At 55.7% G+C, this 14,328-nt stretch carries 10 protein-coding genes; 6 read left to right on the plus strand and 4 right to left on the minus strand.

Annotated features, from left to right (window positions below; genetic code table 11):
• Window positions 1-143 precede the first annotated feature (143 nt).
• The 6 genes from nanR (at window position 144) to nanQ (ending at window position 5,643) form a co-directional block, all read left to right on the plus strand.
• A complete protein-coding gene (gene nanR / locus HV352_RS02335; RefSeq protein WP_016154704.1) occupies window positions 144-935 on the plus strand; it encodes a transcriptional regulator NanR in 792 nt (263 codons plus the stop codon).
• Window positions 936-1,069: 134 nt separating this feature from the next.
• Window positions 1,070-1,963: an N-acetylneuraminate lyase gene (gene nanA / locus HV352_RS02340; protein WP_181635169.1), complete on the plus strand. Its 894-nt coding sequence runs from the start codon at window positions 1,070-1,072 to the stop codon at window positions 1,961-1,963.
• 116 nt (window positions 1,964-2,079) lie between these two features.
• Complete coding sequence (gene nanT / locus HV352_RS02345; RefSeq protein ID WP_016154702.1) at window positions 2,080-3,570, plus strand: sialic acid transporter NanT; 1,491 nt, start codon at window positions 2,080-2,082, stop codon at window positions 3,568-3,570.
• A gap of 47 nt (window positions 3,571-3,617) precedes the next feature.
• Window positions 3,618-4,307 (plus strand): N-acetylmannosamine-6-phosphate 2-epimerase, encoded by a 690-nt coding sequence (locus tag HV352_RS02350; protein ID WP_115190117.1) that lies wholly within the window; start codon window positions 3,618-3,620, stop codon window positions 4,305-4,307.
• A complete protein-coding gene (nanK, locus tag HV352_RS02355; RefSeq protein ID WP_103767061.1) occupies window positions 4,304-5,173 on the plus strand; it encodes an N-acetylmannosamine kinase in 870 nt (289 codons plus the stop codon). The genes HV352_RS02350 and nanK overlap by 4 nt, the downstream gene beginning before the upstream one ends.
• 2 nt (window positions 5,174-5,175) lie before the next feature.
• On the plus strand, window positions 5,176-5,643 hold the full coding sequence (nanQ, locus tag HV352_RS02360) for an N-acetylneuraminate anomerase (RefSeq protein WP_181635170.1): 468 nt from the start codon (window positions 5,176-5,178) through the stop codon (window positions 5,641-5,643).
• Between the two features lie 60 nt (window positions 5,644-5,703).
• Here the strand turns inward: nanQ and HV352_RS02365 are convergent, their stop codons facing one another.
• The 4 genes from HV352_RS02365 to gltB form a co-directional block, all read right to left on the minus strand.
• A complete protein-coding gene (locus HV352_RS02365) occupies window positions 5,704-6,984 on the minus strand; it encodes a cytosine deaminase (protein ID WP_181635171.1) in 1,281 nt (426 codons plus the stop codon).
• On the minus strand, window positions 6,974-8,224 hold the full coding sequence (gene codB, locus HV352_RS02370) for a cytosine permease (RefSeq protein WP_016154697.1): 1,251 nt from the start codon (window positions 8,222-8,224) through the stop codon (window positions 6,974-6,976). The genes HV352_RS02365 and codB overlap by 11 nt, the downstream gene beginning before the upstream one ends.
• Window positions 8,225-8,409: 185 nt before the next feature.
• Window positions 8,410-9,828 carry a glutamate synthase small subunit gene (locus HV352_RS02375; RefSeq protein WP_016154696.1) on the minus strand — a complete coding sequence of 473 codons (1,419 nt, stop codon included), beginning with the start codon at window positions 9,826-9,828 and terminating at the stop codon, window positions 8,410-8,412.
• Window positions 9,829-9,840: 12 nt separating this feature from the next.
• Entirely contained in the window at window positions 9,841-14,301 is a 4,461-nt protein-coding gene (gene gltB, locus HV352_RS02380) for a glutamate synthase large subunit (RefSeq protein WP_049040924.1), read from the minus strand.
• Window positions 14,302-14,328: the final 27 nt, after the last annotated feature.

Here is a 14,328-nt window from a genome sequence, read left to right on the forward strand (position 1 = left end):
AAGCTGAATGTTTTAGCATAAAAAAATATCCGGATGCGTTAGACCGCCAATAAGCCCGACAGTCTGATTGACCATCATTTCACCCTGCTTTCGATCCTGTGTTAGGATAAACCCGCTGTTATTTGTCACCACGACTTAGCTGAATGGGCCCTATGAACGCATTTGATTCGCAAGCTGAAGACTCTCCATCCACCATTGGCCGTAGCTTACGCAACCGCCCGCTGGCGCGTAAAAAGCTGTCTGAAATGGTTGAAGAAGAACTGGAGCAGATGATTCGTCGTCGGGAATTTGGCGAGGGCGAACAGTTGCCGTCTGAGCGGGAGCTGATGGCCTTCTTTAACGTGGGCCGTCCTTCTGTACGAGAAGCGCTGGCAGCGTTAAAACGCAAAGGTCTGGTGCAAATCAACAATGGCGAGCGCGCCCGCGTTTCGCGTCCTTCAGCTGATACCATTATCAGCGAGCTGTCCGGTATGGCGAAAGATTTCCTCGCGCATCCCGGCGGCATTGCCCACTTCGAACAGCTGCGACTGTTCTTTGAATCCAGCCTGGTACGATACGCCGCAGAACATGCGACGGATGAGCAAATCGACAGACTGGCGAAAGCACTGGAGATCAACAGCCAGTCGCTCGATGACAATACGCTGTTCATTCGCTCGGACGTTGATTTTCACCGCATACTGGCGGAGATCCCGGGCAATCCCATCTTTATGGCTATCCATGTTGCGCTGTTAGACTGGCTGATTGCCGCCCGTCCGACCGTAGCCGACCAAGAGTTGTATGAGCACAATAACGTGAGTTATCAGCAGCATATCGCTATTGTCGACGCGATTCGTCAGCGCGACCCTGAGGAAGCTGACCGCGCACTGCAAGAACATCTCAACAGCGTTTCCGCTACCTGGCACGCCTTCAGCAAAAGTAAAAAATTGCGTAAGTAATCGCGATCCTGACGATCGTTTAGTGAGGCAGATCGCACTATAAGCGTTCTGTATTGTATTGCTGCTTATTTGATCTGGTATAACAGGTATAAAGGTATGCAGTCAGATAACACTAATCATCATCAGAGGTAGCTATGGCAAGAGATTTAAAAGGCGTAATGCCAGCGTTGTTAACCCCATTCGATAGCCAACAGCGACTGGACATTGAGAGCCTGCGCCGCCTGGTGCGTTTCAACATTGGGCAAGGGATCGACGGGCTCTATGTCGGTGGGTCTACGGGTGAGGCATTTGTCCAAAACCGCGTTGAGAGAGAGCAGGTACTGGAAATTGTTGCCGAAGAAGCGAAAGGCAAGGTGACGCTGATCGCTCACGTTGGCACAGTGAGTACCGAAGAGAGCCAACAGCTGGCGAGTGCCGCGCATCGCTACGGCTTTGATGCGGTTTCAGCCGTCACACCGTTTTACTATCCGTTCAGCTTTGAAGAGCACTGCGATCACTACCGTGCAATTATTGATTCCGCTGATGGCTTGCCGATGGTGGTCTATAACATCCCGGCGCTGAGCGGCGTAAAACTGACGCTGGATCAAATCAACACGCTGGTGACGTTGCCGGGCGTTGGCGCGCTGAAGCAAACCTCAGGCGATCTCTATCAGATGGAACAGATCCGCCGCGCTCACCCCGATCTGGTGCTTTATAACGGTTATGACGAGATCTTCGCTTCTGGTCTGCTGGCGGGCGCAGATGGCGGTATCGGTAGCACTTACAACATTATGGGATGGCGTTATCAGGGAATTGTGAAAGCGCTCAAAGAAGGCGACATCCAGACGGCGCAAAAGCTGCAAACCGAGTGCAATAAGGTTATCGATCTGCTCATTAAGGTTGGCGTGTTCCGCGGCCTGAAGACGGTATTGCACTATATGGACGTGGTTTCTGTTCCGCTGTGCCGTAAACCATTTGCCCCGGTAGATGAACAATATCTGCCGGAACTGAAAGCGCTGGCCCAGCAATTAATGCTGGAACGCGACTGATCGGACGCCGGATAGCACAATGCTTATCCGGCCTGCAAAAACAAGACTCGTAGGCCGGATAAGGCGAATCCGCCATCCGGCACCACAACGAAAATAAAGATCGTCGGGAGAGTAAAATGAGTACTTCTACCCAGAGCATCCCGTGGTATCGCCATCTCAATCGGGCGCAATGGCGGGCATTTTCCGCCGCCTGGCTGGGATATTTGCTTGATGGTTTTGATTTTGTATTAATCGCCCTTGTGCTGACGGAAGTACAAGGCGAATTCGGACTGACGACGGTGCAGGCGGCCAGTCTGATCTCGGCCGCTTTTATCTCCCGCTGGTTTGGTGGGTTAATGCTGGGCGCGATGGGCGACCGTTATGGACGCCGCCTGGCGATGGTCACCAGTATCATTCTGTTCTCTGTGGGGACGCTGGCCTGCGGCTTCGCGCCGGGCTACACCACCATGTTTATCGCCCGCCTGGTTATCGGTATGGGGATGGCTGGTGAGTACGGCTCCAGCGCAACTTATGTTATTGAAAGCTGGCCCAGGCACTTGCGAAACAAAGCCAGCGGCTTCCTGATTTCCGGCTTCTCTGTAGGCGCAGTGATCGCCGCGCAGGTCTACAGCCTGGTGGTCCCGGTCTGGGGATGGCGCGCGCTGTTCTTCATCGGCATTTTGCCGATTATCTTCGCCCTCTGGCTGCGTAAAAATATTCCGGAAGCGGAAGACTGGAAAGAGAAACACGAAGGCAAAGCGCCGGTACGCACGATGGTGGACATTCTCTACCGGGGCGAACATCGGGTTATCAATATTGTGATGACTCTCGCCGCCGCAACCGCGCTGTGGTTCTGCTTTGCAGGCAACCTGCAAAATGCGGCTATCGTGGCGGTCCTTGGCCTGATATGCGCGTTTATCTTCATTAGTTTTATGGTGCAAAGCAGCGGGAAACGCTGGCCGACGGGCGTCATGCTGATGGTGGTTGTGCTGTTTGCCTTCCTTTACTCGTGGCCGATTCAGGCGCTGCTGCCAACCTATCTGAAAACCGAATTGCTGTATGACCCTTCCACTGTCGCCAGGGTGCTCTTCTTTAGCGGCTTTGGCGCGGCGGTCGGTTGTTGCGTCGGTGGTTTTCTTGGCGACTGGCTGGGCACGCGTAAGGCCTATGTCTGCAGTCTGCTGGCTTCGCAGTTGCTGATTATTCCAGTGTTTGCGATTGGCGGCTCAAACGTCTGGGTACTGGGTTTACTGCTGTTTTTCCAGCAAATGCTCGGTCAGGGGATCTCCGGGATCTTACCAAAACTGATTGGCGGCTATTTCGATACCGACCAGCGTGCGGCGGGTCTGGGCTTCACCTACAACGTGGGTGCACTGGGCGGGGCGCTGGCACCGATCATCGGTGCGCTGATTGCCCAACGACTGGATCTGGGCACCGCGTTGGGATCGCTCTCTTTCGGCCTGACATTTGTGGTGATCCTGCTGATTGGTCTCGATATGCCGTCTCGCGTACAGCGCTGGCTGCGGCCTGAAGCATTGCGTACGCATGATGCCATTGATGGCAAACCGTTTAGCGGGGCCGTGCCGTTCGGCGGCGACAAAAGCACCATGGTGAAATCCAAAAGTTAATCCGTTTGCCCGGTCTTGCGCCGGGCAATAGTCATAAGGGAATAAGCATGTCGTTACTTGAACAACTGGATATCAAGATTTCCGCGAACGGCGGGCTGATTGTCTCCTGCCAGCCTGTTCCTGACAGCCCGTTAGATAAACCGGAAATTGTTGCGGCGATGGCGCTGGCCGCAGAACAGGCTGGCGCGGTGGCGTTACGCATTGAAGGGGTGGAAAACCTAAAAGCGACCAGGGCGGTAGTTTCGGTGCCGATTATCGGCATTCTCAAACGTGACCTTGATGACTCTCCGGTCCGCATCACCGCATATCTGGAGGATGTTGATGCGCTGGCGCAGGCAGGCGCTGACATCATCGCCATCGACGGTACCGATCGCGTACGTCCGGTACCTGTAGAAACCTTACTGGCACGTATTCATCATCACCAACGCCTTGCGATGGCTGACTGTTCGTCCATGGCGGATGGCATGGCCTGCCAGAAACTCGGTGCCGAAATCATTGGCACTACCCTTTCTGGTTATACCACGCCAGAAACGCCCGAAGAACCGGATCTGGCTCTGGTGAAGTCTTTAAGCGACGCGGGTTGTCGGGTGATTGCTGAAGGACGTTACAACACGCCAGCGCAGGCCGCTGAGGCGATGCGTCATGGCGCATGGGCGGTGACAGTCGGCTCAGCCATTACCCGGCTGGAGCACATTTGCCAGTGGTACAACACAGCGCTTAAAAAGGCGGTGCTATGACCACGCTGTCGATTGATATTGGCGGCACCAAACTGGCTGTCGCACTGGTAGACAGCAGCCTGCAAATTCAAGATCGTCATGAATTGCCGACGCCCGCCAGCAAAACACCGGATGCTCTGCGTGCCGCGTTACAAGCACTGGTTGCGCCGCTACAGGGGCAGGCAACGCGGGTGGCGATCGCCTCAACGGGGATTATCCGCGACGGTTCTCTACTGGCGCTGAACCCGCACAACCTCGGCGGGCTGCTGCATTTTCCTCTGGTGCAAACGCTAAAAGATCTCACCGCTTTGCCGACGCTGGCAGTCAATGACGCGCAGGCCGCGGCGTGGGCTGAGTATCATGCGCTTGGCGGAGAGTACCGCGATATGGTGTTTATCACCGTCTCCACCGGTGTAGGCGGCGGGGTGGTAAGTGATGGGAAGCTGCTGACCGGGATTGGCGGTCTGGCCGGGCATCTGGGACATACGCTGGCTGATCCGCATGGGCCGGTGTGCGGTTGCGGGCGTGTGGGTTGTGTCGAGGCGATCGCTTCCGGTCGTGGGATCGCGGCGGCTGCCGAAGGCGCGCTTGCTGGATGCGACGCCAAAACCATTTTTAGCCGCGCCGGGCAGGGTGATGAGCAGGCCAGTCGGTTGATCCATCGTTCGGCACGTACTTTGGCAAGGCTTGTCGCCGATGTGAAGGCCACGATCGATTGCCAGATTGTGGTGATTGGCGGCAGCGTGGGGCTGGCAGAAGGGTATCTGGCGCTGGTGGAAAACTATCTGGCACAAGAGCCTTCGGCTTACCACGTAGAATTACGGGCGGCGCATTACCGTCATGACGCTGGATTACTGGGGGCCGCGCTGTTGGCCCAGGGAGATTGATTATGATGTCAGATGAGTTGCGTTCATTGCCTTCTGCCGGATTACATCCGGTCTTGCAGCAGGCGTTAACGCTGGCTGTTGCGGCGAATCCGCAGGAGAAAACGCCAGGGCGCTACGAGTTGCAGGGCGATAATATTTTTATGAATGTTATGCAATTTGCAACGCAGAGCCCGGAGCAAAAGAAAGCGGAACTGCACAGGGAGTACATTGATATTCAGGTGCTGTTATCCGGTGAAGAACGCATTCTGTTCGGGATGACTGATTCTGCTCGTCAGTGCGAAGAGATGCACGTTGAGGATGATTATCAGCTGTGTAGCCAGATTGCCGATGAGCAGGTGATGGTACTGAAGCCGGGAAGATTTGTGATTTTTATGCCGGGCGAGCCGCATAAGCCGGGCTGCGTGGTACAGGCTCCGATGGACATCAAAAAGGTGGTGATCAAGGTGCGCGCCAGTTTATTACACACCTGACGATGAGAGCGACGGTGTCGGATGGCAAGGCTTGCGCCATCCGACACCGGATATTACAACCTAGCGCTTAAACGTCACCGCTTCCGGCTGCGTCAGATGCAGCGTCGTTTGGCTCGGCACAGTCTCGGCAATGATTCGCCCGTGACGAATGGAATAACGTGCAGGCGTCTGGCGACGAACCGCGTCAAACCCATTCTCTGCCGGTAAAATCACCAGGTTCGCGGAATTCCCCACGCTCAGACCGTAGTCCTGCAGGTGCAGGGTTTTCGCGCTGTGGGTGGTGATCAGATTCAGGCCATCGTTAATTTGTCCGTATCCCATCAGCTGACACACATGTAACCCCATGTGCAGTACCTGCAGCATATTCGCGGTGCCCAGCGGATACCACGGATCGAAGACGTCATCATGGCCGAAGCAGACGTTGATCTCCGCCTCCAGCATCTCTTTGACGCGTGTGACGCCGCGGCGTTTAGGATACGTGTCAAAGCGCCCTTGCAGGTGAATATTCACCAGTGGATTCGCGACAAAGTTAATGCCGGACATTTTCAACAGGCGGAAAAGACGGGAAGCATACGCGCCGTTATAGGAGTGCATTGCCGTAGTATGGCTGGCGGTCACGCGCTCGCCCATATTGTCGCGATGGGCCAGCGCCGCGACGGTTTCAACAAAGCGTGATTGCTCATCGTCAATTTCGTCACAGTGCACGTCGATAAGTCTGTCGTATTTTTGCGCGAGGGCGAAAATTTTGTGCAACGACTCCACGCCATATTCACGCGTAAATTCAAAGTGGGGGATAGCGCCAATGACGTCGGCCCCCAAACGCACGGCTTCCTCTAATAACGCTTCACCGTTGGGATAAGAAAGAATGCCCTCTTGCGGGAACGCGACAATCTGTAGCTCTACCCACGGAGCGACTTCTTGCTTCACCTCCAGCATGGCTTTCAGCGCGGTCAGCGTTGGGTCGGAAACGTCAACGTGAGTGCGGACATACTGGATGCCGTTGGCCATCTGCCACTTAAGAGTCTGCATGGCGCGCGCTTTCACGTCATCGTGAGTGAGCATTGCCTTACGTTCGGCCCAGCGCTCAATGCCTTCAAATAACGTACCTGACTGGTTCCAGCTCGGCTCCCCCGCGGTTTGCGTGGTATCCAGGTGGATATGTGGCTCTACGAACGGTGGGATTGCCAGGCCACCTTCGGCATCAAGCACTTCCCCCTGCGGCAACGTAGCGGCGTCCTGAGTCTCAATTCGGCTGAAGCGCCCGTTTTCAACCGTGAGCTGCCACAATCCTTCGCGTCCCTGTAAACGCGCCTGACGAATGGTGATGTTATTATTCTGCATGGCTGACCTCTGGTGATTTAGCAAGGCTGCGATTGAAAAGTGGGTTCAGCAGGATATAGCTGAATACGCCGCCGAGTACGGCGTTGACGGGTACAATACCGGGAATATAGTGACCGGCGGCAATGCCCAGTGCAACGGACAGGATAGCTATCCAGTTTACGGAAATAAATTGTGCTTTGCTGAAGTCGGCATATCGGCGATGGTTCAGCAGATAGTCGGCGATAATCACTCCACCAATTGGAGGAATCGCTGCCGACAAAAATGTCAGCCAACCGACAAAGTTATTGTAAAGCCACAGTGCGCACAGTGTGCCGATAATACCGTTAGCCACCGACAGCGAACGGCTGGAAAGGCCGGTAATATTGGCAAATCCCAAACCTGAAGCGTAGAGCGCATTGTCGTTGGTGGTCCAGATATTCAGGCCGAGCACCACAATCGCGGGCAGCAGCAGGCCCTGAGCAATCATCACGTCAGAGATGTCCGCCTGTCCAACAGCGGCGGCACCCGCAGCGCCGAAGATAAACATCAACGAGTTGCCAAGGAAAAATGCCACCATGGCAATCAGTACCGCACCTTTGGCGTTGCGGCCAAAGCGGACAAAGTCGGCGGTTAACGTGCCTGCGCTGATAAATGAGCCGACCACCAGCGCCAGTGCGGTGGAGAAATTCAGCGGTGTCTGCGGCACTATCGCTTTTAAATGGTCTAAACCGCCAACATCGCTCACCGCCAGCCAGACGGAGTAGCTGCCAAGAACGACGATGGCAGGTACGGCGATGATAGATAAAACGGTCAGCGCCGAGATGCCAAAAAAGATAGTCAGGGTCATCAACAGACCGGAAACCGCAATCAGAACATTGACGTCAATCCCCGTCGCTTTGCCAACCGGGATAGCAAACATGGCCACACCAACGCCAAACCAGCCTACCTGTGTACCGCCTAAGAGCAGTGAGGGAAGCCATGAACCTTTCAAACCAAATGAGTAACGTGCCAGAAGGTGGGTTGAGAGCCCTGTTTTTGCGCCGATAAAACCGAGAAATGCAGTGTAAATACCGAGGAGAAGATTACCGAAGAGAACTGCCAGGAAGAAATCATTATAGGAAAGACCAGTACCGAGAGTGCCACCGGTCCACATACTGGCGGAAAAAAATGTGAGTCCCAACATGACAAACGTTAGTGGAATCACGCCCTTCCGCGCCGCCAGAGGGACGGGGCCCTGGCTATAATTGTTGTCCTGCGACACAACGCCTCCATGAATTTTGCCCAAAAAATCCGCCGCATAATATACAGTTCTCAGAATAAAGCAAACGTTTCCGTATCTTTTTTTAGTTCTCTTTCACGGTGTTGATAGAGGGGAGGGGGCAGGGGTATTGCGAGGAATCTGGCATCTCATCAGCGTTTGAAGATGAGATGCCAGAGGACGCTTACTTACACTTCCAGGTAGTTCAGGATACCGTCTGCCGCTTTACGACCTTCGGCAATCGCGGTGACTACAAGATCCGAACCACGCACGATGTCGCCACCAGCGAAGATTTTTGGGTTGCTGGTCTGGAAGGCGTTATCGCTGCGTTCCGGAGCAATAATACGGCCCTGAGAATCCAGCTCGACGCTGTGCTCTTTCAGCCACTCCATACTGTGCGGGCGGAAGCCAAACGCCAGTACCACCGCATCAGCTGGAACAACGTGCTCGGAACCGGCGACGATCTCCGCGCGGCGACGCCCCTTCGCATCCGGTTCGCCCATTTCGGTGCGCGCCATTTTCACGCCGCACACTTTACCGTTGGCATTCACTTCCACGCCTAAAGGCTGGACGTTGAACTGGAACTCGACGCCTTCTTCACGCGCGTTTTTCACCTCGCGTTTGGAACCCGGCATGTTCTCTTCGTCGCGGCGATAGGCGCAGATTACGTGTGCCGCGTTCTGGCGAACCGAGGTCCGCACGCAGTCCATCGCGGTATCGCCACCGCCGAGAACAACAACGCGTTTGCCTTCCATGCTGATGTACGGCTCGTCACTGCTTTCGCCAAATCCCATCAACTGTTTGGTATTGGCGATCAGGAACGGCAGGGCATCAAATACGCCGGAAGCGTCTTCGTTTTCCAGCCCACCGCGCATCGACTGATAGGTACCTACACCAAGGAACACGGCATCGTAATCCTTCAGCAGATCGTTGAGCTGCACGTCGCGGCCCACTTCCACGTTTAGTTTGAACTCAATACCCATACCGGTGAAGATTTCACGGCGACGGGTCATGACCTCTTTCTCCAGCTTGAACGCCGGGATCCCGAAGGTCAGCAGACCGCCGATTTCCGGGTGGCGGTCAAATACCACCGCCTTCACGCCGTTGCGGGTCAGCACATCAGCACAGGCCAGGCCCGCCGGACCTGCACCGATGATCGCCACGCGCTTGTCCGTCTGGCGAACGCCAGTCATATCCGGACGCCAGCCCATCTCGAACGCCTTATCATTGATATAGCGCTCGATGTTGCCGATAGTCACCGCACCGAACTCATCGTTTAGCGTGCAGGATCCTTCACAAAGACGATCCTGCGGGCACACTCGACCACACACTTCCGGCAGAGTGTTAGTCTGGTGCGACAGTTCTGCCGCTTCAAAAATACGTCCCTCATTCGCCAGCTTAAGCCAGTTCGGGATGTAGTTATGTACCGGGCACTTCCACTCGCAGTACGGGTTGCCGCAGGAAAGACAGCGATCTGCCTGTGCTTTGGCCTGGCCTTCGGAAAACGGCTCGTAGATCTCGATAAATTCGATCTTACGGATCTTCAGCGGTTTCTTCGGTGGATCAACGCGCTGCAGGTCGATAAATTGGTATACGTTCTGACTCATTGCTGCTACCCCTTACTGCGCCTGCACACGCAGCTCTGCTGCGCTACGACTACGGTGACCCAACAGTGCTTTCACATCACTGGATTTCGGTTTTACCAGCGCGAATTTCGCCGAGAATGCTGGCCAGTTCGCCAGGATCTCTTCGCCGTGTGAAGAACCGGTATGTTGTACGTGCTCGGTAATCAGACCGCGCAGGTGTTCCTCATGAATAGCCAGCGAGTCCACGCTCAGTACTTCTACCAGTTCCGGGTTCACGCGTTTGCGGAATTCACCGTCTTCGTCGAGCACGTAGGCGAATCCGCCGGTCATGCCCGCACCGAAGTTGACGCCGGTTTTGCCGAGAATACACACGATGCCGCCGGTCATATATTCACAGCCGTTGTCGCCAATACCTTCAACCACGGTAATAGCGCCGGAGTTACGCACCGCAAAACGCTCACCCGCACGACCCGCAGCAAACAGGCGGCCACCGGTAGCACCATACAGGCAGGTGTTACCAATGATGCTCGCCTCATGGCTACGGAAAGCAGAGCCAACCGGAGGACGCACTGCCAGCAGGCCGCCCGCCATGCCTTTACCGACATAGTCGTTGGCATCGCCGGTCAGATACAGCTCCACGCCGCCCGCGTTCCACACGCCGAAGCTCTGGCCTGCGGTACCGCTGAAGTGCGCTTTAATCGGGTCAGATGCCAGCCCCTGATCGCCATGCGTCTGAGCGATATAGCCCGACAGCGATGCGCCGACGGAACGGTCGGTGTTGCGGATATCGAACCAGAAGGTTTTGCTCTGGCGCTCATCGACAAACGGTTTCGCCTGCTGTAACAGCTGGGCGTTCAGCACGCCGTTATCAAACGGCGGATTGTTTTCAGTGCAATGCAGCGCTTTACCTGGATGCGGTTCAGCGGTTTCCAGCAGACGAGACAGCTCCAGCTTCTGCTGCTTGGCGGTAAACCCTTCCAGCTCTTTGAGCAGGTCGGTACGACCAATCAGATCCACCAGACGTTTCACGCCCAGTTGCGCCATCAGCTCGCGGGTTTCGCGGGCGATAAATTCAAAGTAGTTAGTCACTTTGAACGGCAGGCCGTGATAGTGGTTCTTACGCAGTTTGTCATCCTGAGTTGCCACGCCGGTTGCGCAGTTGTTCAGATGGCAAATACGCAGGTATTTACAGCCCAGCGCAACCATGGGGCCGGTGCCGAAACCGAAGCTTTCTGCACCCAAAATTGCCGCTTTAATGATATCGACGCCGGTTTTCAGACCGCCATCGACCTGCAGACGGATCTTGTGACGCAGACCGTTAGCCACCAGCGCCTGCTGGGTTTCCACCAGACCGAGTTCCCACGGGCAGCCCGCATACTTCACGGATGAGAGCGGACTTGCACCGGTACCGCCATCGTAGCCGGCAATGGTAATCAGATCCGCATAGGCTTTCGCCACGCCGGTCGCAATAGTACCGACGCCCGGTTCGGAAACCAGCTTCACCGAGATCATCGCTTTCGGGTTGACCTGTTTCAGGTCGAAAATCAGCTGCGCTAAGTCCTCGATAGAGTAGATATCGTGGTGCGGCGGCGGGGAGATCAGCGTCACGCCCGGCACCGAATAACGCAGTTTGGCGATGTACGGGGTGACTTTATCACCCGGTAACTGGCCGCCTTCGCCCGGCTTCGCGCCTTGAGCGACTTTAATCTGAATGACATCAGCATTGACCAGGTACGCTGGGGTTACGCCAAAGCGACCGGAAGCCACCTGCTTAATGCGCGACACCTTGTTAGTGCCGTAGCGTGCCGGATCTTCGCCGCCTTCACCGGAGTTCGAGTTACCGCCGATGCTGTTCATGGCTTCGGCCAGCGCCTCGTGTGCTTCCGGGCTTAATGCCCCGATAGACATCGCTGCGGTATCAAAGCGTTTAAACAGTTCGGTTGCGGGTTCTACTTCGCTAATGCTTACGGCTTCATCGCCAGGTGTAATCGCCAGCAGATCGCGCAGCGTGGCCGCCGGACGCTCATTGACCAGTTTTGCATATTCCTGATAGTCGCTGTACTCGCCGCTTTGTACTGCCTGTTGCAGCGTGCGCACCACGTCCGGGTTGTAGGCGTGGTATTCGCCGCCGTGGACGTACTTCAGCAAACCGCCCTGGCTGATAGGCTTACGCGCCAGCCAGGCATGTTTGGAGAGGTTCAGCAGATCCTGCTGGAAGTCGGTAAAACCCGCGCCGCTGATGCGACTGACCACGCCCTGGAAGCATAAAGCCACAACATCATCGTGCAGACCAACGGCTTCAAACAGCTTCGAGCAGCGGTAAGAGGCGATGGTCGAGATGCCCATTTTGGACATGATTTTGTACAGACCCTTGTTGATGCCGTTACGGTAGTTCAGCATCACGGTCCGGTAATCTTTGGCAATCGCCTGAGTGTCGATCAGACGTCCCAGCGTTTCATACGCCAGATACGGATAAATGGCCGTCGCGCCAAAACCGAGCAGAACGGCAAAATGGTGCGGGTCACGGGCGCTGGCGGTTTCAACGATGATGTTGGCATCGCAACGCAGGCTTTGTTCTACCAGACGTGTTTGTACTGCGCCAACGGCCATCGGTGCCGGAACTGGCAAGCGGTTTTTTGCGATATTACGGTCAGAGAGCACCAGCAGCACCGTGCCGTTACGCACCATCTGTTCAGCCTTATCGCACAATGCTTTGACGGTCTCTTCGAGCGTGGTTTCCGTCACGTCGAAGGTGATATCCAGTCGGTCAGCGCGATAATGCTCCTCTTTCATGGTGGTGAGCTGGGTGAAATCGGAGTACAGCAGGATCGGCGACTTAAAGCTCAGACGGTGCGCCTGACCTTCGGCTTCGCAGAAGACGTTCATCTCACGACCGATGCTGGTGGCCAGCGACATGACGTGCGCTTCACGCAGCGGGTCGATCGGCGGGTTGGTGACTTGGGCAAACTGCTGGCGGAAGTAGTCATAAATGATGCGCGGCTGGCTGGAGAGCACGGCAAACGGGGTATCATCACCCATTGAACCGACCGCTTCCTGACCATTTTCACCGAGCACGCGGATAACGGAATCCAGCTCTTCAGCGCTGTAGTTAAACTGTTTCTGGTAGCTGGCGAGGGTGTCATCGTCCAGTTCACGGCTGCCGACCTGATCGTCAGCCAGGTCTTCGAAAGGCACCAGACGGCGGACGTTCTTCTCCATCCACTCTTTGTAGGGGTGGCGGCTTTTCAGATCGTCATCGGTTTCAGCCGAATGCAGAATGCGCCCGCTGCGGGTATCGATAACCATCAACTCCCCAGGGCCGACGCGACCTTTCTCAACCACTTCATCCGGCTGATAATCCCAGATCCCGACTTCAGAAGCGCAAGTAATCAGCTTGTCTTTGGTGATGACGTAGCGCGCCGGACGCAGGCCGTTGCGGTCAAGGTTACAGGCGGCAAAGCGACCGTCGGACATAACGATACCCGCCGGACCATCCCACGGCTCCATGTGCATGGAGTTAAAGTCGAAGAACGCGCGCAGCTCCGGGTCCATATCCGGGTTGTTCTGCCAGGCCGGCGGCACCAGTAGACGCATGGCGCGGATGATATCCATCCCACCAGCCAGCAGCAGTTCCAGCATGTTATCCATTGAGCTGGAGTCGGAGCCGGTTTCGTTAACGAACGGTGCGGCGTCGTGCAGATCAGGGATCAGCGGCGTCTGGAATTTATAGGTACGAGCGCGCGCCCACTGGCGGTTGCCGGTGATGGTGTTGATTTCACCATTGTGCGCCAGGTAGCGAAACGGTTGCGCCAGCGGCCAGCGTGGTACGGTGTTGGTGGAGAAGCGCTGGTGGAACAGGCAGATGGCCGATTCCAGACGCAGGTCCGCCAGGTCCAGGTAAAAGCGCGGCAGATCCGCCGGCATACACAGACCTTTATAGATATTGACCAGGTTCGACAAGCTACAGACGTAGAAGTCTTTATCTTCCTGGAGGCGTTTTTCGATACGACGGCGCGCGATGAACAGGCGACGCTCCATATCACGCGGACGCCAGCCCGCAGGGGCATTAACAAAAATTTGCTCGATACGAGGCAGGGAGGAGAGCGCAATTTCACCGAGAACACCTTCGTTAGTCGGCACGTCGCGCCAGCCGACAATCGACAGGGTCTCCTGCTGTAATTCTTCTTCTACAATGCGACGAGAAGCCGCTGCCAGCTCAGCGTCTTTATTTAAAAAGATCATGCCGACGGCGTAGTTTTTGGCTAAACGCCAGCCGCGCTCTTGCGCTACGATGCGGAAAAAGCGGTCAGGTTTTTGTAACAGCAGGCCGCAACCATCGCCGGTTTTTCCATCGGCAAGAATTGCGCCACGGTGCTGCATGCGGGCCAGTGCGTGTATGGCGGTACGCACTACCTTGTGGCTAGGTTCGCCTTCTATGTGGGCGATCAGGCCGAAACCACAGTTATCCCTCTCAAGGGATTTATCGTACAACATATCAGTGAACCTCCCCAGGCTCTGCGG

This window comes from Citrobacter sp. RHBSTW-01044, assembly GCF_013781945.1.
Classification (GTDB): Bacteria; Pseudomonadota; Gammaproteobacteria; order Enterobacterales; family Enterobacteriaceae; genus Citrobacter; species Citrobacter braakii.

Excerpts from the sequence above, each read along its gene's own strand:
- nanR (WP_016154704.1), top strand. The coding sequence starts at position 144 with ATGGGCCCTATGAACGCATTTGATTCGCAAGCTGAAGACTCTCCATCC.
- nanA (WP_181635169.1), top strand. The coding sequence starts at position 1,070 with ATGGCAAGAGATTTAAAAGGCGTAATGCCAGCGTTGTTAACCCCATTC.
- nanT (WP_016154702.1), top strand. The coding sequence starts at position 2,080 with ATGAGTACTTCTACCCAGAGCATCCCGTGGTATCGCCATCTCAATCGG.
- HV352_RS02350 (WP_115190117.1), top strand. The coding sequence starts at position 3,618 with ATGTCGTTACTTGAACAACTGGATATCAAGATTTCCGCGAACGGCGGG.
- nanK (WP_103767061.1), top strand. The coding sequence starts at position 4,304 with ATGACCACGCTGTCGATTGATATTGGCGGCACCAAACTGGCTGTCGCA.
- nanQ (WP_181635170.1), top strand. The coding sequence starts at position 5,176 with ATGATGTCAGATGAGTTGCGTTCATTGCCTTCTGCCGGATTACATCCG.
- HV352_RS02365 (WP_181635171.1), bottom strand. The coding sequence starts at position 6,984 with ATGCAGAATAATAACATCACCATTCGTCAGGCGCGTTTACAGGGACGC.
- HV352_RS02375 (WP_016154696.1), bottom strand. The coding sequence starts at position 9,828 with ATGAGTCAGAACGTATACCAATTTATCGACCTGCAGCGCGTTGATCCA.
- gltB (WP_049040924.1), bottom strand. The coding sequence starts at position 14,301 with ATGTTGTACGATAAATCCCTTGAGAGGGATAACTGTGGTTTCGGCCTG.